Genomic DNA, 21245 nt, shown 5'->3' on the forward strand with positions numbered 1-21245 from the left:
TAAATATTTGGTATTTTGTTAGTTTTATTTTTACGGTATTATTGTTTGTTTTCGCTTGATTTTGAACTTTCATTTACAACAATTTTTTTCATTTTTTGTGTTTGTTTAATATTAACTTTTACTAGAAATTCTAATATATTTTTACAGTTTATTTACTGAGTGATTATTGCTTTTATTTTTGGCATATTCATCTCTAAATATCGTGTGACAAATTTACACATAGCGAAATGCTTTATAAAGCTATCATCACTAAAATTAGCGGTAAAATAGAATCGATAAAACCGACTATTATATAGGAGGATAAGTAGTATTAAGTCGTATAAAGATAGAAAAAATTAATCGTAACTTACAAAAAGTTAAAATTAGTATACCGAAAAAATATATACAAGAAATTAGGGTAAATAACCGAATTACTTTGCTTGCTAAGCTCTATAAGCCGCAAAATAGTATACTTACCCGGGGATTATGATTTTGGTTTTTACGCTTATCTATCGGATATTGGAGCAAACGGCTATGCGATGCCTGAGCCGCAAATTATAGAACGTAATGAAACAAATTTTGATAGTTTTATTTATAGAGTGCGTTCCTATATTTATAATAATTTAATAGAAAAGCTAGGAAAAGATAAAGGGAATTTTGCAGCTGCAATATTACTTGGCGAGACGAAACAGGCAAATAATGCAGGATATGAGGCAAAGCGGTATTATTACACGTGCTTTGTGTTTCAGGATTGCATCTATCTTTAGTCGTGATGATTATTTTCCTTACTACAAGGTTTTTATTAAATCTTTCAAATTATTTGGCATATAATTTCAATATAAAATTAATCTCTGCTTATTGTTCGCTAATAGGCAGCTTTAGTTATTTAGAACTAAGCGGTATGCAAATAGCAGCGACTAGAGCTTTTATTACTGCTGCAATTTTTATTTACGGTATTATTATCAGACACTCTTGCTTTCCCCTTCGTTCACTTGCAATTGCGGCTTTTATAATATTATCGTTAAATCCCGAATATATTTTTCATCCAAGTTTCCAATTATCTTTTATCGCCGTATTATCGCTTGTTGCCGGTTATAAATTTTACTTAAAGAATTCATGGTTACTTGGAGAAAAGAAAGGCATTTTTGGAGCAGTAAAACTTTATATAGCCTCAAATATTTATTCAAACTTCTTAGCAAGCATCATAACGGCACCTGTAGTAATTAATCAATTCTTTATATTTGCTACTTACTCAGTACCAGCTAACCTCATTGTCGTTCCGATAACGTCATTTTTTCTTATGCCAATTGCTTTGTTATCTCTGCCTTTTACCATGATCGGGTTTGATAACGATATTCTAAAGCTTATGGGATTCTTTATTGATATAATAATAAAATCAGCCGCCTATTTTAATAGTTCACCAGCTGCTGTATGGTATTTCGGTTATATTACCAATTTCAGCATATTACTCTTTTTATTCGGCTTTTTTGGATTTGTATATGGAAAACCGCTTGGCGTTTGCTTGGTCTTGCAATCATGGCAATATCACTCCCCAAAGCCGGAATTAATATTTGATGCAAATGCATATGGCCATATGGCGGTAGGCGTTAAAGATAGAGAAAATAAACTAGTAATACATGCTGATAAAATACCTGCTTTCAATAGAACTTACTGGGCTAATTGGTTTGGACAAAAAGATAGTATGGTGTTACCTTTAGAGAATAATATTTTTTAACCAACTACAGACAAAAAATTGTCATTAATAAAGATAATCATTGTGAGAAAGCCGAAATTCATATTAATCTCAATTATAAATCTAAATGCCACGGGAGCTTAATATCGAATAATGCAAGTTACACACAAAATACTAAAAATCCCCTCAAAAGGATATAGAAAAATCTTGAGTCTCTTAAATGAAAAAGGACAAGCAAGACTTATAGGCGGCTGCGTACGTGATGCGTTACTAGATCTCTTGCATAACAAAGCTAATAAAGAGGAATTTGCCGAATCGACGTACAAATTACCTTTAGAAGCAAGTTATCCAAGAGATCGACTTGAGAAAGGTAGCTACGATATAGATATAGCTACTAATTTGACACCTAGTGAAGTAACAAATATTTTATCTGGAGCTAAAATAAAAACTATTCCGACCGGTTTAAAATTCGGCACGATTACGGCTACTTTAAATAATGAAAAATTTGAGATCACGACTCTTAGGAAAGATATTGAATGTAACGGCAGACATGCCAAAGTAATATTCACCAACGATTTTGCCGAAGATGCCGCAAGACGAGATTTTACTATTAATGCTTTAAGCTATTGTCCCTTTAAGAACGAGATATATGATTATTTTGAAGGGTTTAAGGATTTGCAGCAGGAAAAGGTTGTATTTATAGGGGAAGCTCTAGATAGAATTAAAGAAGATTATTTGCGAATTCTACGCTTTTTTCGGTTTTCTAGCTATTATGCGAATCAGCTTGATGATGGCAACTTTAAAGCATGTAAAGCTTTAAAAGACGGCTTAAAAACTTTATCACGAGAGCGAATTAAAAGCGAAATGGATAAAATTATTGTTTCAAAAAGAGCAGCACAAATTTTAAAAGCTATGTTTGAAATAGGAATATTAGAACTAATATTCTCTATCCAAAATTATGAAATAAAATTTTTTGAGCAGGCAAATGATTTTAAATTAGAATTAGTGACTCGATATGCACTCTTATTATATTGTCAAAAAGATTTTAATTTAAAGGTCTTTCTAGATTGGAAATTCTTAAAACATGAAGCAATGCAAATATTATCAATAACGAACTTTCTGAATGACGCTAAATTTAACATGAAAAAAATTTGGTTTGAAAAAAAGAATTATAAGGAATATTTATTAGCAGCTAGCATAATCGGTAAATTAAATCATTCACAAGTAAAAGAATTTATCCTTAAATATGATGCGTTATTACGTCCTAAATTCCAAGTAAACGGTAATGATTTGTTAAATATGAATATAGAAAAAAAAGAGATAGGAACAAAACTAGAATATCTAAAAAATTTTTGGATAGAGCAGGATTTTAAACCTAGTAAATTAGAGTTATTGGAGAAATTATGAGAGCTAGTACATCAAACTGTCATTGCGAGGAAAAATTGAAAATTTTGACGAAGCAATCTCGTGCCAAAATCCTAAGATTGCCACGCTCCTTTCAGTCGCTAGCAATGACGATTTGGTATCAACGCAAGCAAGTCTTCGCAGGGATGATGATATACCTAGCATTACTATTCCTTACATTCCTCAGCCTTACTAGCTATGCTAAGCCTAAGATAGTTGTAAGTATTACGCCAATCGGTAGTATTGTTTCGATGATTGTTAAGGATAAAGCGGATATCGAGAGCTTAGCTATTAGTAGTGACTGCCCACATCATTATAATTTAAAACCTAGTGATTTAGTAAAAGTCAAAAATTCCGATATAGCAATTTATATTAATGAACAATTTGACGGTTTTGCCGAGAAATTAATTGATAATTATAGCAAAAACATTATAAAAATCAGTGATATTAAATCTTTAACCACTATAAAAGATAATTGGCATATTTGGCTTGATCTTAATAATGCTGTGATTTTACTACAGGAATTTGCACGAATATTTAGTAAAAATTTTCCTGAGCTACAAGAAGATATTAATAATAACCTTTCAACAGCACTTAAAGAATTAAATAAGCTACAAGAGATTAAAAATAATGAGCTTGCAACGATAAAAGACGTAATTTTATTAAGTGACAGTAGCGAGTATTTTTTTCTTAATACTAATATTAAAACTGCAAAATTATATAGCGAAAGTCAAAAAAGCCTCCGATATATAAGCAAGCTAGAAGATTTAATTAAAGAGTCTAATAACAAATGTCTTGTTTTCAGTAATGAACAAAATTCACGATTATACGACAAATTAAACGCTAAAATAATAATATTAAATAGCGAAAACTGGAATGTGCAGAATATAGATTCCAACACTTTTCAGAATCAATATTTACAAATGATTTATCAAGTTAAAAAATGCATACACTAAATAGCGAAGAAGAGACAAAGAAGCTTGCAAAGCTTTTAGCACAAAGCTTAAAACCAAATGATATAGTTTTACTTAACGGTGACCTTGGAGCAGGTAAAACATTTTTTTGTCGTGAAATTATTAAATATTTTTGCGGTGAAAATACAAGCATTATAAGCCCGACTTTTAATTTACTGCAAACGTATAAAGCATCTAACTTCACTATATATCACTATGACCTGTATCGTCTTAAATCACCTGAAGAAATTTATGAACTTGGATTTGAAGAGGCATTATTAAACGGCAATTTAATTTTAATAGAATGGTCTGAAATTATTAAGCATTTACTTACTCCACCTTTAATCGAAGTAAATCTAGAAGTATTAGATAATAATAAACGTTTATGTAGTATAATAACAAATCATAAAGAAAATTCACAAGAATCTTCCCTTATTGATTTTTTACAAGATTCTCCGCTATTCGATACAAAACTTGATATTCAAAGAGATAAAAGCCCTACTAGAAAAGTTAAGTTATAATTATGAACTATTTAATTTTTCTTTTAAATAATTTATAAACTTCTCCATCATTTCTTTTTCCTACAAGAAAGATATTTAATATCTTATTTAAAAAAAATCCTTACTCTCTTCCTCTGATAAAAAACCGCTTTTACTCGCATTTTTTGCTTGCATTGCCTACCAATACATATCTTCAAGCTAATTAAATTTCTCATATTCTTCATGTGATATAAGAACAACTATGGGCTTACCGTATTTATAATTACCGGTGATTTTACTGCTTGATTCATCAACTCCCCAAAATGATTTTGAGCTTCTTTACTACTAATACTTTTCATATTGTTACTTTATTTAGTTTGTATAATTATTATATTAGCTATGATAAGCTATTATCAATATGATAATTACTAATCATTAATATCTAACTAATCAATTGTCATGTAATAAAAACGCCTTTTCAATAGGAAGTAATTTTAATTCCAGTAACATCAGCATAATTAAATCTATTCCGGCTTTTTCGTTACTATTACCGTGTACCAATATAAAAGAACCATTTTGAACTTTTTCGCCTTTTAGCAAGCCATGCATTACTCCCAAGCGGAATAAATCCCAAATCTTTTAGTTTTTCTATTAATGTTTGATCGGAAACTAATCCAGGAAAACGAAAGAAAGGTGACGGAGCAATATTATAACTTACTAATATTTTCCCTGCTTCTAATACTTCATTTTCAAAATCATCTTTATTGGAAAGAAGGAAATTATCTTCAAGAGGTTTATCTTTAAAATAAGGATGACTAAATGAATGATTAACCCATGTTATTTGTAAATAACCGTTTTCTTGTTGTTTTAATAACCATAAGAATTCTTCTGTATGCTTTTATTAATCCATAATCCTGAAACACATATAGCAATCGGAATAGGTTTATTTAGTTTGATCGATAATTCTACGAACTTTTTAAAAAAATCTTCTTCAAAGCTTTTGGAAGAAGGACACATGTCAATTGTCAAGAACTGTCCTTTTACTTTATACATGCTACTCGTAGCACCGTAATTTTGTTGTATATAAGGTGCAGAGCTATATTTATTTAAAACTTAATATACGGAGTTTTACTTAATTTTTTTAGAAGATTTTCTTTTTCTATTTTATTCGTAGGTAAAATTACCAGCTCTTGTAGGGCTATTTCAGTTTTAAAAGAATTCGGATCTACTAAAACGAAATATGATTTTTCATTATTTAAATAAGAACGAATAGCAATTCTTATTTTTTTATTTTCAGCAATTACATGCAAAAATACCGGTTTATAATCAGTTATAATTACTGCTTTTTCACTTGCATAGCTTAACTAAAAAACAATATTACAAAAATAAAACTTAAAATTCTTTTAATTTATTTGTCTCCATAACGCTCGTATAAAATTCCGCAATTTTCTCTTTTACAGCTAGAGGATCGTTCATTAAATTAACAGCACCTCTAAACTCTGCTGAATTCGGTAAACCGCTACTATCATATACCAGCCAATATGCTTACGTGCAACAGGTACGCGCCCACAGATTCACCATAATAATCAAGTATTACCTCATAATGCTCGGTTACGATATCTAGCTGCTCTGCTATAGAGGGAGCAGATTTTTCTTCACCTGTTTTAAGATAATGATCAATTTGTGAAATAAGCCAAGGTTTGCCATATGCTCCTCTACCGACCATAATACCGTCTGCACCGGATTTTTGTAGGGCTTCTTTTGCCTTAGCAAAATTAGTAATATCATCGTTAGCAATAACCAGAATCTTTACCGATTCTTTAACTGATCGTATAAAATCCCAATCGGTATTACCGGAATAAAACTAGCATCTAGTTCTACCGTGAACGGTAACCATCTGAACACCTGAGCTTTCAGCAATTTTGGCTAAAGTCGGAGCGTTTTTCATATTATCATCCCAACCCATACGCATTTTAACGGTTACCGGCAACTTAACCGCTTCAACGGTAGCTTCAAAAATTTTACAGCTGCTCATCCCTCATTAGAGCCGAACCTGAATAACCACCTACTACTTTTTTCACCGGACAGCCAAAATTAAGATCGATAATTTTTGCCCCCATACCCTCTCATTTTAGCAGCTTCTGCTATCGCATTCGGCTCACAGCCTGCTAGCTGTTAGCTGTACGCAAGCACTTGTTGCATCATCACGCATAATGGCACTTTTTTTAGTGACTGCATAGATTCCACAATCATTGCTCTACTTGCTACCATTTCAGAAACTACAAGCCCTGCACCAAATCTTTTCACCAATCTTCTAAATTCTAAATCCGTAATACCCGACATTGGAGCTAGTATAATATTTGAAGAAAGCTCAATATTGCCGATTTTGATCATAAAAACCGTTATAAAAATAAACACTCATAATATCATAATTAAGTATTTTTGTCTAATATTACTAATTAAGAATAGACAAAAGCCGATTAATCTATTATAAGCTTAAGTTATATTTCTTTTTCTTACACCCTAATAAATGAAAGAATAGTATAGACGAAGATCAACTTGGAAAAGAGCAAGGAGTCTGCAAGCCGAGGACTTACAAAGACGACGAAGCCAATTTTTCAAGTTCATCGAGTATATACGGCCATGTAGCTCAGTCGGTAGAGCAAAGGACTGAAAATCCTTGTGTCGTTGGTTCAATTCCAACCGTGGCCACCACCATTCCTTAACTTTAAATCCCGTTATTTTATATCTTCAATTAAATTTCTATTGCATCTGTAAACTTATTTGATGAAATATTATATAATCAACTAATATCTTTACTAGAAAAATTAACGCGTGTAATAATACACGCAAAAGATGAAGATAAAAAATACTAATTTATTTAATCAATCCGATGAGGATGGTAATACAGCCTTAATTTTAGCTGCTGATGCAGGTTTAGAAGAAGCTTGTTTAAAACTTATTCCCAAGATATCTGACGAGGGGCTATTAATACGATCGAGAATATACGTGGTCAACCTGCATTAACAAAGGCTATATGGCGTGATTTAGATAATGTTTGTATAGAGCTTATTCCAAGAATGTTTGAGGAAAATATTAACGCTATTGATAAATTCAGAAGGATATTGTTAATGCTTGCAGCCAAAAAAGGCATGATAGCAGTTTCTCTAGAATTTATTAAGCTGCTGCCACCTTGAGATGATTATTCGTGCTGATAATAATGGGAATATGGCTGCAAGCTACGCAGATACGGACAAAGCATTTGCCAAGGTAAAAGGGAATTATTGCAAGAAAAACAACAAAACTTATTAAAAAATTTAGCTTCATTTCTAAATAAAACTTTTTTAAATAACAATGGTTTAGATAATTTTTTTATAAAATTGCATATGCTACAAAATTCTATAAAAAAGTGAAAGTAAATAAGGAACTATTAGCATCTTATTTACAAGAACAAAATAATAATCCTGAATCTATTATAATAACGATGAATAATTTTATGAAATTATTCCCATTTGCCATTGCAGGAGTATGTAAAAAATTCAATCGGATTCTAAAACCCCTTTTTTACATTTATCATGCTTACAAAATGAAGCAATATGTTGTATTATCTCCCACTTAGAAAACGAAAATGGGGGATAGATGTTGAGTTGTCTGGAAAAAGTAGCACTACATAGAATTAATAAAAAGGGACAATTTTGTCTTCATCTTTAATTTTTATGATGCTTATAAATTTTGTTATACAAAAAAGTATTACTTAATATACTGTCGCTTGGTGAAGCAAATCGTCTATACTCTTCTGATTTCAAAAATTGCTCTTTCATTTTATCAAGGATTCGCATCCTCACCTCTCAAAATAAAATTCAATTCTTGAAAGCATTTGAGTATACTTGCCTCCACCAAAATTCTGCTTATTTAATTACTCCCAGTTAATCAGTTTTTTAAAGTAATTAATTTTATATAACAAAAAGTAAATTTTGTTGCATAATAAAACTATCACTTATATACTGTCGCTAATGATTAATTTGCTTAAAGTTATATGGTAAGTAGTAATTTTTATAAAAATCTAGGGCCACGAAAACTAACGGCAATTATAGATTTTTTACACGATATTATAGAGCCTCCTAAGATTCATGAAGATATAGCTATTCATGATATTAAAATTCTGCAGGAAGCATCACCAAATGATATTAGCTTTTTAAGCAATCCTAAATACTCCGAATTTTTAAAAACTACTAAAGCTGCTGCTTGTATAGTGCCGAAAAATTTTACGGGAAAAGCAAATCCAAAGACTGTTTTATTACACGCCCAGAACTCATATTTTGCTTACGGCAAATTAATAGATTTTTTTTATGCTCCTATTAAATCATACCCTGCTAAAATAATGAAATCCTCTATTGTTGCAGATTCAGCGACTATCGGAAAAAATTGTTATATAGGTCACAATGTAGTTATTGAAGATGATGTTATTATAGGTGATAATAGTATTATAGAAGCCGGAAGTTTTATAGGTAGAGGCGTAAATATCGGCAGAAACGCTAGAATAGAACAACATGTTTCAATAAATTACGCAATTATAGGCGACGACGTCGTAATACTTGCAGGTGCAAAAATTGGACAGGACGGGTTTGGATTTTCTACCGAAAAAGGCATACATCACAAAATATTTCATATAGGAATAGTTAAAATCGGCAATAATGTTGAAATCGGTGCAAACACTACTATTGATAGAGGATCACTTCAAGATACAATTATAAAAGATTTATGCCGCATAGATAATTTAGTACAAATAGGGCATGGCGTCAAAATAGGTAAAGGCTCTATTATCGTAGCACAGACAGGTATAGCAGGAAGTAGCACGATCGGTAAATATTGTGCTCTTGGAGGGCAAGTAGGAATCGCCGGACATCTAAATATAGGCGACGGGGCACAGGTAGCGGCACAAGGCGGTGTAGCACAAAATATAGAAGCAGGTAAAATTGTCGGCGGCAGCCCTGCAGTTCCTATCATGGATTGGCATAGACAATCTATTATTATGAAACAATTACTAACCTCTAATAGCAAATTAAAAAAGTAGCTTGCTATTGAAAAGAGCTTTGTTGTTGCATGAATACTTGAGTCGTCATTGTGAGCAAGCCATAGGCATAGGCTACGTGGCAATCTCATAAAATAATAACAAACTCCTGAGATTGCTTCGTCAATTGCTATGCAAATTCCTCACAATGACAGAAAATTTACATTAAAGAAGAGACCTAAATAAATGATCATAGATATTACCGAAATCATGGATTGGATACCTCATCGCTATCCATTTTTATTAGTAGATAGAGTACTTAAAATCGATCCTAACAAATCAATAACAGGTATTAAAAACGTTACTGTTAATGAACCGCAATTTACAGGACATTTTCCGGCAAGGCCTGTTATGCCCGGTGTTCTAATGGTTGAGGCTATGGCACAATTAGCTGCTATATTAGTTGCTAAATCTTTAGGTTTTACTAAGAATAAAGAAGTGTTTTTAATGGCTATCGAAAATGCAAAATTTCGTAGAATTGTTCAGCCGGGGGATACTATGCATATCCACGTTGTTATTGATCAGCAAAGAGCTAACGTATGGAAATTTTCAAGTACGGTTACGGTCGAAGGTGAAATAGCTGTAGAAAGTAAGTTTACCGCAATGATTAAAGATAAAGCATAGGAACATAGTGTCAAATTCTAATATCCATACTACAGCTGTAATTGCAGAAGGTGCAAAGCTCGGTAAAAACGTAAAAATCGGACCGTATTGTGTTATAGGTCCTGAAGTTGTGCTTCATAACAATGTCGAGCTAAAATCCCATGTAGTAATTGAAGGGATTACCGAAATCGGCGAAAATACCGTAATCTATCCTTTTTCATCAATAGGTCAACCTCCACAAATCTTAAAATATGCTAATGAGCGATCAAGCACGATAATCGGCTCTAATAATACTATTAGAGAATATGTTACGGTACAAGCAGGAAGCCAAGGCGGCGGAATGGTGACAAGAGTAGGAAATAATAATTTATTTATGGTCGGCGTTCATATAGGTCATGATTGTAAAATCGGCAATAATGTAGTATTTGCTAATTATGTAAGCCTAGCAGGTCATATTGGGGTAGGTGATTATGCAATAATCGGCGGGCTGTCTGCCGTACATCAATATGCTAGAATCGGTGAATATTCGATGATCGGCGGGCTATCGCCGGTCGGAGCAGATGTAATACCGTTTGGGCTTATAAGTAGCAAACGTGCGGTGCTTGAGGGCTTAAATCTAATCGGTATGAATAGAAAAGGGTTTGATAAAGTAAAGTCTTTAAGTGCTTTAAAAGCTGTCCAAGAAATCTTCTCAGGTGAAGGTAATTTTGCTGAGCGTATAAAACAAGTTGCCGAGAAATATAACAATAATTCTATAGTAATACAAATTATCGATTTTCTTAATCAAGATAGTAGTAGAGCATTTTGTCGTTTTGAGAAGTAAATTTATTTAACTAGCGATATGTAACACTTTGTGTTACAATTAAATATTATAAGAAAGTGTTACGACTAGTATACGCTTAGAAATAAATTTAAGTAAAAAACTTGAAAAAGCAACTCATGATTTACACAGTGGAAAAAGCTAGATAATTAGTGAAGCAATACGTATATATCTTAAACAACTAGAGAACATTCAGACCTAGCCAAAGAAGCTAAACATCAATCCTTATTAGCTAGTAAAGAAAACAATCCTGATGCCGACTTATGGTTAAAACACAATGAAGAAAGTTGGTTAGATGAATGGAAATAATATTAAAAAAAGATATATTGTTGCTTGGTGTAATATCTGGAGATTATGAAACCTCGCCCCGCTGTTGTTGTTCAATCTAATTTATATAAAAATCATCCCAGTATAACAGGATTTTAATATATGCCCCAACTTTTCGCCTGTTATTGACTCCTACAGAGCTAAATGGTCTTAATTTAGGATCTCAATATTATGGTTGATAAAATTAGTGCTATAAGAAGTGATAAAATTCAAAAAAAATTGGTGAATTATCACCTGAACAACTAGAAGAGTTAATTGAAGCTATTAAATCATGGATGAATTAGCCGCTAATTTTCTCATTTTTTCTTGCAAAGAGTTTTGGCGTAAACGAGTTTTCAAGCTCTTAAAATCAACTATTTCTGCATTTTGATTTTGCTGGCTACATGCAAAAATATATTTCTGCTCTCCTTTAACTTTTTGAATACATTGTCCGCAAATTCCTTTCATCATACATTGCATCGATGAATTAACGCTAACTATTATTTTTGTATTTTCACTGAATATTTCATTTTTTAGACTTTGCAATTCTTCTATTATTTCAGGAGAAGCATTAATTATTACTATATCCACTGAAACTAATTTACGGATTTTTATATCAGGATAGGTAACAAATATAACTTCATTATTATTTTCTTTTAGAACTTTTAATAAGCCTATATTACCGGCTTCGAAATCAACAATAACTATTTTTTTATTTTGAGGTATTTCTAGCGGCGAACCTGTCGGTCCCATTAAAACTACTTTCTCATTTTCGGATAATGTTTTACATAAGCTAGTAGATTTACCGACTTCAAAAACTATAAAGCTAATTAAGCCTTTTTCTACATCAATATCGATAGGGCTTAAGGCTACAGGCTCTATTAACTTAGCAGCATCTTCAGAATAATTTTGTAAGCGAAAAAACTGTCCGAACTTAAAATTTTTAGCAGCAAGCGGCGAATGAATTATCAACTCAAAAGTTTTATCATCTAAAATATTTATTTTATTAACCCTAGAAGTCAGCAAATAATCAAGCTGCGTACAAAAATCTTTATAACTACCTTTAAATCTAGGATTATTATTTATAAGCCTTTTGTTAATAGCGTCGTACCCTTCTTTGGTACTAGCAAGAGCCTTCACCACACTACCCGAATATTTAGGATTACAATCACCGAAATAACTATATTTATCCTCATCGAATTGAGTGTTATTTTCTATACCGATTGCCATAATCACGGTTTTGGTTTTGATGTCATTGCGAGGAAATGCGTAGCATTGACGGTTTCGATTCTCAAATTCCACAGATTCCACATGACCGTATTTATCAACATTAATCCTTAAAGGTTGCATATTTTCCTTAAAATCAACACCGAGTGCTAATGCATATATTAGCTCCTCGTGATTTAATTTATATGCCGGCGAATCTTGCAATCTTCCACGATAGTAGACAGTAGCACCCCCAAGCTTATTAAAAACCTTTCTTAATTCTTCATTATTCTTAGCTTCTTTAAACAATTCTGCATGAGCAATAAATTCTTCAGCTATTTCTTTATCTTCCTCCGTTAAATCTTTTTCTATATAATCTTCGGCAAATTCCTCTACTTGTTTTTTATAGTAATATAAACTTTCCGTTGCTACGTCTAAGGAAGTAAGACCGCCGCCTATTACCGCAATCGGCATCCTAATTACCATATTAGTATTAGAATTTTTCAAAAATGCCCCTCCACTTTGTAAAGTCATTAAGAAATCAGAAGCCGTTTTTACGCCCTTAGCTTTAAAATTTTCTATATCTAAAACTTTCGGCTGACCTGCTCCAATGCAAAAAGCTATATAGTCAAAACCCAAATCGAAAGCTTGTTCTTTCGTTATATTAAAATCTAAAGCTACTCCGTCATAATATTTAAAATTATTATTTCTCTCTAATATTAGCCGCAATATATCGAGATTGTTTTTATCCCACCGAATGGTAATCCCATATTCCGCTACTCCTCCAAATCCTCTTGGCATTCTTTCCGATAACAAATTTTTATATTCATGCCAAAATTTTATAGGCTTATGAACGTCAAAAGGCAGTAGAGTAATTTTTAAACCGTCAATAGCCACAACATTATGACCTGACCGTAATAAATAATAGCTAAGACTAAAACCTGCAGGACCAAGACCGGTAACTAAAATATTATAATTAGTAGGTTCTTTCGGAAGCGGTGCATAAATATTAAGCGGATTCCAACGAGTAAGTAGTAAATATATCTCTAAGCCGTAAGGTAATTTAAGCGTTTCTTCTAAAATATTTGATTCTATTAATGGGATATTTACCGGATCTTGCTTTTGGTAAATACAAGCTTTTGAGCAATCATTACAAATCCTATGACCTGTTGCTGCAACCATCGGATTATCAATAACTATAATAGCAAGAGCACCTAGGTTAAAACCTTGTGCCTTAACATAGTTCATTTCAGAAATTTTTTGTTTTAACGGGCAGCCTTGTTTTAAATCCGTCATTGCGAGCGACTGCAAGGAGCGTGGCAATTTCATCAAATCTCCTGAGATTGCCACGTCGCTTCGCTCCTCACAATGACGATTCTGAGGTTGCAGTAATCCCTTAGAACAGCTATCCTTATCCTGCTTATGGCAATAAATACAATAATGAGAATGGTTTAAAGCTTCATCTAGATTTAAAAAAGAATCTGTATAGTCAAAATATACTCTCTCATTTTTTTGATATTTTAATATTTTTTTATCGTCTATTAGATTTTCTTTATCTAGTTTTTGTGGAAGGTTGAATAGGATGTCATCCTGTGGCTTGATACCCTCACACGAATAAACCCTATACGCAGCATACCTAGCTGCTATGTCTAATTCTTCTGCAAAATTTTCTTCTGCCTGTTGCCATATAATTATTTGTTTGGCAAATTTTCTAGAAGTAAAATTTGCACCTATTAAATCAGTTAGCTTTAAATACACATCTTCAAAATCAATATCTTTTATTTTTTCCGGTGGATATTTTTTTACGGCAACACGTTGAACAAATTTTCTTTTACATTCATAAATAATATCAAAATCTTTATGTTTTAACCTTGATATCGTTATTTCTTTTGAAATACAAAATAACTCTGCTAAAAAATCGTCTAAATGAGGGGAAATTTTTAGCAAAAATTCGGAATAATCTTTTGGAATAATGGAAAGAGGAGTCGATCTAAATAACATTAAATCTTTATGCAAAGATTTATCGGCTTTAAAGAGATAATCTAAAAATATTTGATCTAATTTTTTAAGTCCGGTTAAATCTAATTCATTAAAATCTAGATTAAAACCAAGTTTCATAAATAATAAATAACTCTTTTAGAAAATTGTCTATAAATTAAATAACTGATACAAACAGTAATAAATGCAACTATAATAGACTTAACTATCAGCATCATATCCGGTAATGTTCCGTCAATCACCAACGCTTGTACGGGTCTTATAACTAAAAAGAACGGATTAAATTCAAAATATATCTTTTTAGACTCCGGAATTAGCGAATATGGATAAACTATCGGTATACTCCAATAAATAACTCCAAGAATAACACTCAACATTTGCGGAATATCTCGAATATACGGCGTTAAAAATGCTACAGCGACAGAACCGCTAATCACACATATTATTAAGGGCAAAATTAATATCGGCATAAATATTATTTGCCAAGAAAATTTTTCTGGAAATAATAAAATAAAAGCAAAATACATTGCCGAAAATGAGCAAATTAAAGTATATAATTGCCCTAAACTATCCGCAACAGGAAAAAAAGTCTTAGAAATTCTAACTTTTTTTATTATTTGATCACGTGTAACTAAAGAACTTGAACAAATCGTTAAGCTGCTTACTATAAAACTCCACAAAGGAATACCGCCGACTAAGTTCATTACCATAAATTCTCTCGGTTGTCTTAATAAAAAACCGAAAAAATATGAAATTACCATTATGTGAATAAAAGGCTGAATTAAACTCCATAAAGAACCTAAAAAAGAATCTTTATTTTGCCTAATTATAGAAGTTTTAACTAGTAATGCTATTGCCCGCCAGTATTTTTTAGAAAAAAAATACTTTATCATTTATGAATTTCCTTGTTGTTGGTTATAGATTTTAAACATTTCCGATGGTGTACCATCACCTATAATATTGCCGTCTTTTAATAAAATACATCTATTGCAATTATCTTTTATAATTTCTTCTTGATGGCTTACTATTATTGAAATAGGAGTTTTTTTAAACTTATTCTTCATTAAACTAAGAGATTTTTCTATAAAATAGCTATCGCCTGCCGCAAAAACTTCATCAAGTAATAGAATCTGCGGATTTTGAAATATCGATACAGAAAAAGCAAGGCGCGATAACATACCAGAGCTATAAATTTTTATCGGTAAATCAATTTTACTACCAAGTTCCGAAAAATCTATAATTTCTTTTTCAATTTTTTTGCTATATTTATCCAGCATATTATTATATAGCATTAACATTTTTATATTTTCACGACCAGTTTGCTCAGGCTCAAAACCAACTCCCATATCTATAATTGCCGCAATATCTCCATGAACTTTGACTGTACCGGATTTTAACGGATATATTCCGGCGATTAGCTTTAGAAGCGAACTTTTTCCCGAACCGTTACTCCCTATAAAAGCTATTTTTTCTCCTTCATAACAAGAAAAATTAATATTGTTTAATATAGGTATATTTGGAGAAAGAGAGACTCCTTTTTTTAAGAAGAAATGCTTTAAACCTTGAGCTCTTTTATGAGTATCAATACCTTCAACATAACCATTAGTTATCTCTATAAATACTTTTGGATGGCTAAGTGACATAAAATAAATATTAAATAGATTTATTAATCCAATCTAAAAGAGACTTTTTTTGTTGCAAACCTATTTTAGTATCTTTTTGTTCACCGTTTTTAAATAACATTATCGTTGGAATACTACGAATACCGTATTCTGAAGGAGTGTTAGGATTTTCATCAATATTCATTTTAAGTACTTTTACTTTGCCTTGTAATTCTTTACTGATTTCATCTATTATCGGTGTTAACATTTTACACGGTCCGCACCATTCTGCCCAAAAATCAACCAGTACAGGTAAATCCGATTCTAATACTTCCTTTTTAAAAGAGCTATCCATTACGTTATTTGCCATAATTCCTCTATGTTTTTATAACATTGTCCATATGGCTTTTATGTCATTCCCACGTAGGCGGGAATCCAGTAAAACCTATAAAAAACTTGTTTTTTTAGGTTTATTTTATTAAATGTGTAACTTCTATATAAATATTTGAAGTTATTTTTCTGGATCCCCGCCTACGCGGGGATGACATCGAGTAGGTTTTTCAATCCATGCAACAAAGTCGCTTTTAGCTAGGAATGACATAGTGTTGTTTTCGGATTCATATGGACAACATCTATATTTATAAACAAAATTATAAAGTACAGGCTTCTACTTGTAAATAATGAAAATCTTTTTATTTATTATATTTATTTTTTCTATTATAATATATTCTCATTATTAAAGCTGCTGTTTCCTCTATTGATCTAGTCGACACGTCAATTACCGGCCAATTTCTTTGATCACAAATTTTTCTGACTTCTAGGCACTCTTTTTGTACTATATTAAAATCCGTATAGCTTTTATTTTCGTTAATTTGTAATAGATTTAATCTGGCTTCTCTTATCTCAATTAACCTATTTGGATTAATAACGAGTCCTACTACCAATTGATCTATATTTTTTTCTATAAAATCAGGAAAGGGGCAATTATAAACATAAGGAATATTGGCAGCTTTTAAACCGTTATATGCTAGAAATACGGAAGTCGGTGTCTTAGAAGTTCTAGAAGGACCTATTAATATTATATCAGCCTCTGATAACTCATTAAGCATTTGTCCGTCATCATGTCTTATAGCATAATCTATGGCATTAAGTGTATCAAAATAAGTTTTATCAAATTTATAATTGTAATTCTGTTCTTTTTCTATTTCAATACCTGAAAAAACAGACATTTCTTTAATAATTTTACCTATTACAGAAATACATGGAATTTTTAATTCATAGCAAAATTTCGTTAAAGCTTTTCGGAGTTCTTGATCGGCAATCGTGTATAATACTATCCCATTTTTATATTCTATTTTACTTAATACTTCATTTAGCAATTCCAAATTTCTAATCATTGGCCAATGATATAATTTTGGTTTTACGGAAGTAAATTGTGCAAGGGCAGAATTTGCTGCATATTTTGCAGTTTGCACGGAAGAGTCTGAAACCAAGTGAATAATTAGCTTTGTCATACTTTCACATGTAATTGTGGATAAATTTTTTAATAACTTATTATTTTTCCTATTAAAATCTATTAAAAATTTCCTCAAATCCTTATTAAATCAAGTAAATCTAGTGTATTTTTTTTAAAACAAATAGTTTGTGGATAAAATTGTGAATAAATATCATTTTTCTTTGAAAAAATAGTCTTTTCTAAGCTAGAAATGAATTTTACACTTAATTATCCACTTGTATAAATTCATTACAAACTTATGTGAATAATAATTAAAAATACCGATATTTTTAACAAAATTTTAATGAAAATTTTGTTGATAACTCTGTTTAAAACATTTAATCTACATAATTCTATTTATATAAACAATAAATATATTTATTATTTTAATATTTTTAGTAATTGCATGAAGCAAATTATAAATCCATTAAAAGGAAATGGTAATAAAATACCTATTTGGTTTATGCGTCAAGCAGGTAGATATTTGCCGGAATATAAAAAAGTAAGAGAAACAACAAAAAATTTTCTAGATTTTTGTTACGATGTTAACAAAGCAACGGAAGTAACCTTACAACCGATAAAACGTTATGGATTTGATGCAGCTATTATTTTTTCCGATATATTAGTTTTACCTCATGCTCTTGGATGGGAAGTGGATTTTAAAGAAAATATAGGGCCTATATTAAAGCAATTCAAATCACAAGAAGATTTTAAATATCTGCAAATCAATCCGAATGATAAATTAGAAAAGGTTTATGAAATAATAAAAAAAGTAAAAAAAGAATTACCATCCCCCACTTCTTTAATAGGATTTACAGGTAGTCCTTGGACAGTGATGAGTTACATGCTAGAAGGAAAAGGAAAACAGGATTTTAAAACGAGCAAAAAATTCATATATGAAAATAAAATACTTGCTGAAGAATTATTAAATTTTATTACGGAAAAAACAGCTGATCATCTTATAAATCAAGCAAAATCTGGAGCAGATGTTTTAAAGCTTTTTGATTCATGGTCAGGAGTACTTGCAGAAGAGGAATTTACTGAATTTGTAATAGAGCCGACAAAAAAGATTGTACTAAAAGTAAAAGAAGTTTTTCCAAAAATTCCTATAATTGCTTTTCCTAAAGGAGCGGGATTATTGTACGGAAAATTTATAAAAGAAGTACCGATAGATATTTTAGCTGTAGATCAAACGGTCCCTCTTGAAAAAATGAAAGAATGGAGTGATAAAGTAATAGTACAAGGTAATTTAGATCCGGTTGTATTATTAACTAATAAAGAAATTATTAAAGAAAAGACTTATAAAATTCTTCAGGCAATGAAAGGAAAGAATTTTATCTTTAATTTAGGACATGGTATTTTGCCTGAAACACCTACGGAAAATGTAGAATTTTTGACAGAATATGTTAGGTTATATGAAGAAAAGAATAGCAATAGTACTTTTTAATTTAGGCGGTCCAAAAGACCTTAAATCAGTGAAGCCTTTTCTATTTAATCTATTCTATGACAAAGCTATAATTAATCTACCAAATCCTTTGCGTTATATTATCGCTAAAATAATTTCTATTACTAGAGAGAAAAAATCTCAAAAAATTTATTCTTTAATCGGTGGTAAATCTTCTTTACTTCAGGAAACAGAGGAGCAGAAATTAGCACTAACCGAAAAGCTAAAGCAACTTATAAAAGAAGATTTCGCTATTTTTATAAATATGAGATATTCAGCACCGTTTGCTAAAGAAGTAATAGGTCAAATAAAAAAATATAATCCAAGCGAAATAATATTATTGCCTCTATATTCTCAATTTTCAAGTACTACGACAGGATCATCGGTTAAAAATTTTTTACAAAACCTTGATATTGATATTCCAATTAAAACAATTTGCTGTTATCCTCTAGAAAAAGATTTTATAAAAGCCCATGTTTCATTAATTAAAGAAAAACTATACGATAAAAATTTTCGTATATTATTTTCTGCTCACGGGTTACCCGAAAAAATAATAAAAGCAGGCGATCCTTATAGTTTTCAAATAAAAGAAACAGTACAAGCAATAGTTAAAGAATTAAATATAAAAGATCTAGATTATAAGATAACTTATCAAAGTAGAGTAGGACCTATAGAGTGGTTAAAACCGAATACGGAAGACGAAATAGAGCTAGCAGGAAAGTTAAAAAAAGACATAATTATCGTACCTATATCCTTTGTGTCCGAGCATGTTGAAACACTAGTAGAGCTTGATATTGAATATAAATTAATCGCAGATAAATATGAAATTCAATATACCCGAATTCCGACACTTGGAACAAATAAAATTTTTATTAATAGTTTGACAAATATATTGCTACGATTTATTAGTAAGGTTGATACTAATTTAGTTATAAGTAGCTCTAGTACAAGAATATGTCCAAACGAATTTACTAAATGTTTGTGTAAATTAACAAATTAATAAGGAAAAGAATGGCAAGTTACTATCTATGGTTTAAGTCAGCCCATCTGATATCTGCTATATGTTGGATGGCAGGACTTCTTTATTTACCTAGAATATATGTTTATCATACTAAAGCTAAAATAGGTAGTGAGATAGATAGTACTTTACAAGTAATGGAGCTAAAATTACTCAGATTCATTATGAATCCGGCAATGATTAGCACATTTATTTTTGGTTTAATAAATGCTCATATTTACGGGTTTGTTGCTCTTGATACTTGGTTTCACGTTAAAATGTTTGCAGTATTAATTTTAGTGATATTTCACGGTTTACTTGCAAGATGGCGAAAAAATTTTGCAAATGGTAAGAATGTCCATTCAGAAAAATTTTATCGCATAGTTAATGAGATTCCGGCTATTTGTATGATTGTTGCAGTGATTATGGTTATAGTGAAACCATTTGACTAGTACTCTCTTTATTTGAAAAGGGATTATTAAAGATATATCGTCATTGCGAGCAGCGGTAAGCTGCATGGCAATCTCATGAGATAATAACAAACTCCTAAGATTGCTTCGTCAATTACTCACGTAATTTCCTCGCAATGACGTTAAAACCGATCCATGCGGGCAATGTTTTTCCGTGAAAGGAAAGCAGGAATGACATAAATAAAGCAATGTTTGTTTATCTATACTTTAGCAATACCAAATATTGCTTCTAATTCTGCTAAGCGTTTTCTCTATTGCGTTGATATCTCTCTTTTTCAAAGGTCTTTCTAGCAACTCTACTATCTCAACTTTTAGGATTTCTAAATTTTCTTTTGAAGTAAACTCTGCTACGGGTTCAGGTAGGCTCTTGTTAGTTTGGTTGGGCATGTAGTTACTCCCGATTAATTAAACTTAAATTGCTTAAGTTTCAACCACCGAAGAGAAATAACCCCTTGGTGGTCAGGGGGAGTTAGCAAAACTGAAAAGTCAGCTATAATAGGTTTTGCTTAAAGCAATGCTTTAAGCTCTGGACATACCTATATCTCCCCGACCATAAGGTCGAGGATTACATCAGTTATGTGAGAGATTTTCTCACTTTTGGTTACACCCCGAAATAGTGTTTTACTATTTTCAGTTAAAGCTTATACCTAACTTCCTTTAAAAGTCAATCTATAACTTATTTTAAACTAATAGTTTATTTATCTAAAAGATTTTTTTATTTCTAAT

General features: G+C 31.2%; 14 protein-coding genes, 1 tRNA gene and 4 pseudogenes. 12 read left to right on the forward strand and 7 right to left on the reverse strand.

What is annotated here, in order from left to right:
* Window positions 1-687 precede the first annotated feature (687 nt).
* From MCC_RS08735 to tsaE, 4 genes and pseudogenes are all read left to right on the forward strand, one after another.
* Window positions 688-1714 (forward strand): annotated as a pseudogene (locus MCC_RS08735) (ComEC/Rec2 family competence protein).
* A gap of 111 nt (window positions 1715-1825) precedes the next feature.
* Window positions 1826-3079, forward strand: a complete 1254-nt coding sequence (locus MCC_RS00595) for a CCA tRNA nucleotidyltransferase (RefSeq protein WP_014408091.1) — start codon at window positions 1826-1828, stop codon at window positions 3077-3079.
* Entirely contained in the window at window positions 3076-4032 is a 957-nt protein-coding gene (locus MCC_RS00600; protein ID WP_041405389.1) for a metal ABC transporter solute-binding protein, Zn/Mn family, read from the forward strand. Before MCC_RS00595 ends, MCC_RS00600 begins: the two co-directional genes overlap by 4 nt.
* Window positions 4020-4550: a tRNA (adenosine(37)-N6)-threonylcarbamoyltransferase complex ATPase subunit type 1 TsaE gene (gene tsaE / locus MCC_RS00605; protein WP_014408093.1), complete on the forward strand. Its 531-nt coding sequence runs from the start codon at window positions 4020-4022 to the stop codon at window positions 4548-4550. The genes MCC_RS00600 and tsaE overlap by 13 nt, the downstream gene beginning before the upstream one ends.
* A gap of 408 nt (window positions 4551-4958) precedes the next feature.
* On the opposite strand, the pseudogene MCC_RS08740 reads toward tsaE, so the two are convergent.
* Together MCC_RS08740 and dusB are read right to left on the reverse strand one after the other, a co-directional pair.
* Window positions 4959-5916: pseudogene (locus MCC_RS08740) on the reverse strand (polysaccharide deacetylase family protein).
* Window positions 5901-6902, reverse strand: a pseudogene (gene dusB / locus MCC_RS00620) (tRNA dihydrouridine synthase DusB). The pseudogenes MCC_RS08740 and dusB overlap by 16 nt, the downstream one beginning before the upstream one ends.
* Before the next feature lie 245 nt (window positions 6903-7147).
* Here dusB and MCC_RS00625 point away from each other — a divergent pair.
* The 5 genes and pseudogenes from MCC_RS00625 (at window position 7148) to MCC_RS09860 (ending at window position 11575) form a co-directional block, all read left to right on the forward strand.
* A tRNA-Phe gene (locus tag MCC_RS00625) sits at window positions 7148-7223 on the forward strand.
* A gap of 1321 nt (window positions 7224-8544) precedes the next feature.
* Window positions 8545-9582, forward strand: coding sequence for a UDP-3-O-(3-hydroxymyristoyl)glucosamine N-acyltransferase (lpxD, locus tag MCC_RS00640; RefSeq protein ID WP_014408098.1), 1038 nt, complete (start codon window positions 8545-8547; stop codon window positions 9580-9582).
* 183 nt (window positions 9583-9765) lie between these two features.
* The gene (fabZ, locus tag MCC_RS00645; RefSeq protein WP_014408099.1) at window positions 9766-10203 is read left to right on the forward strand and encodes a 3-hydroxyacyl-ACP dehydratase FabZ; all 438 of its coding nucleotides are present in this window, start codon (window positions 9766-9768) and stop codon (window positions 10201-10203) included.
* A gap of 7 nt (window positions 10204-10210) precedes the next feature.
* The gene (gene lpxA, locus MCC_RS00650; protein ID WP_014408100.1) at window positions 10211-11005 is read left to right on the forward strand and encodes an acyl-ACP--UDP-N-acetylglucosamine O-acyltransferase; all 795 of its coding nucleotides are present in this window, start codon (window positions 10211-10213) and stop codon (window positions 11003-11005) included.
* A gap of 326 nt (window positions 11006-11331) precedes the next feature.
* Window positions 11332-11575 (forward strand): annotated as a pseudogene (locus tag MCC_RS09860) (type II toxin-antitoxin system PemK/MazF family toxin).
* An 18-nt stretch (window positions 11576-11593) separates the two neighbouring features.
* Here MCC_RS09860 and MCC_RS00655 read toward each other — a convergent pair.
* The 5 genes from MCC_RS00655 to MCC_RS00675 all read right to left on the reverse strand — a co-directional run bounded on the left by MCC_RS00655 (window position 11594) and on the right by MCC_RS00675 (window position 17627).
* Window positions 11594-14632 (reverse strand): FAD-dependent oxidoreductase, encoded by a 3039-nt coding sequence (locus MCC_RS00655; protein WP_014408101.1) that lies wholly within the window; start codon window positions 14630-14632, stop codon window positions 11594-11596.
* A complete protein-coding gene (locus MCC_RS00660) occupies window positions 14629-15405 on the reverse strand; it encodes an ABC transporter permease (protein WP_014365115.1) in 777 nt (258 codons plus the stop codon). Before MCC_RS00660 ends, MCC_RS00655 begins: the two co-directional genes overlap by 4 nt.
* Window positions 15406-16155 (reverse strand): ABC transporter ATP-binding protein, encoded by a 750-nt coding sequence (locus MCC_RS00665; protein WP_014408102.1) that lies wholly within the window; start codon window positions 16153-16155, stop codon window positions 15406-15408.
* 10 nt (window positions 16156-16165) lie between these two features.
* Window positions 16166-16483 (reverse strand): thioredoxin, encoded by a 318-nt coding sequence (gene trxA / locus MCC_RS00670; RefSeq protein WP_014408103.1) that lies wholly within the window; start codon window positions 16481-16483, stop codon window positions 16166-16168.
* 322 nt (window positions 16484-16805) lie between these two features.
* Complete coding sequence (locus MCC_RS00675; protein ID WP_014408104.1) at window positions 16806-17627, reverse strand: pyruvate, water dikinase regulatory protein; 822 nt, start codon at window positions 17625-17627, stop codon at window positions 16806-16808.
* Window positions 17628-18014: 387 nt separating this feature from the next.
* On the opposite strand from MCC_RS00675, the gene hemE reads away from it, so the two are divergent.
* Genes hemE through hemJ form a run of 3 tightly spaced genes read left to right on the forward strand, consistent with a single transcriptional unit; the run spans window position 18015 to window position 20501 of the window.
* Entirely contained in the window at window positions 18015-19055 is a 1041-nt protein-coding gene (gene hemE, locus MCC_RS00680) for a uroporphyrinogen decarboxylase (RefSeq protein WP_014408105.1), read from the forward strand.
* Window positions 19012-20052: a ferrochelatase gene (gene hemH / locus MCC_RS00685; RefSeq protein WP_014408106.1), complete on the forward strand. Its 1041-nt coding sequence runs from the start codon at window positions 19012-19014 to the stop codon at window positions 20050-20052. The genes hemE and hemH overlap by 44 nt, the downstream gene beginning before the upstream one ends.
* Before the next feature lie 11 nt (window positions 20053-20063).
* Window positions 20064-20501, forward strand: a complete 438-nt coding sequence (hemJ, locus tag MCC_RS00690) for a protoporphyrinogen oxidase HemJ (protein ID WP_014408107.1) — start codon at window positions 20064-20066, stop codon at window positions 20499-20501.
* Window positions 20502-21245 lie beyond the last annotated feature (744 nt).

The sequence above is a fragment of the Rickettsia rhipicephali str. 3-7-female6-CWPP genome, assembly GCF_000284075.1.
GTDB lineage: Bacteria > Pseudomonadota > Alphaproteobacteria > Rickettsiales > Rickettsiaceae > Rickettsia > Rickettsia rickettsii.

Coding starts and splice junctions, on each gene's coding strand:
- hemJ (WP_014408107.1), top strand. CDS start 20,064: ATGGCAAGTTACTATCTATGGTTTAAGTCAGCCCATCTGATATCTGCT.
- MCC_RS00675 (WP_014408104.1), bottom strand. CDS start 17,627: ATGACAAAGCTAATTATTCACTTGGTTTCAGACTCTTCCGTGCAAACT.
- lpxD (WP_014408098.1), top strand. CDS start 8,545: ATGGTAAGTAGTAATTTTTATAAAAATCTAGGGCCACGAAAACTAACG.
- MCC_RS00600 (WP_041405389.1), top strand. CDS start 3,076: ATGAGAGCTAGTACATCAAACTGTCATTGCGAGGAAAAATTGAAAATT.
- MCC_RS00665 (WP_014408102.1), bottom strand. CDS start 16,155: ATGTCACTTAGCCATCCAAAAGTATTTATAGAGATAACTAATGGTTAT.
- hemE (WP_014408105.1), top strand. CDS start 18,015: ATGAAGCAAATTATAAATCCATTAAAAGGAAATGGTAATAAAATACCT.
- fabZ (WP_014408099.1), top strand. CDS start 9,766: ATGATCATAGATATTACCGAAATCATGGATTGGATACCTCATCGCTAT.
- MCC_RS00660 (WP_014365115.1), bottom strand. CDS start 15,405: ATGATAAAGTATTTTTTTTCTAAAAAATACTGGCGGGCAATAGCATTA.
- MCC_RS00595 (WP_014408091.1), top strand. CDS start 1,826: ATGCAAGTTACACACAAAATACTAAAAATCCCCTCAAAAGGATATAGA.
- trxA (WP_014408103.1), bottom strand. CDS start 16,483: ATGGCAAATAACGTAATGGATAGCTCTTTTAAAAAGGAAGTATTAGAA.
- hemH (WP_014408106.1), top strand. CDS start 19,012: ATGTTAGGTTATATGAAGAAAAGAATAGCAATAGTACTTTTTAATTTA.
- tsaE (WP_014408093.1), top strand. CDS start 4,020: ATGCATACACTAAATAGCGAAGAAGAGACAAAGAAGCTTGCAAAGCTT.
- MCC_RS00655 (WP_014408101.1), bottom strand. CDS start 14,632: ATGAAACTTGGTTTTAATCTAGATTTTAATGAATTAGATTTAACCGGA.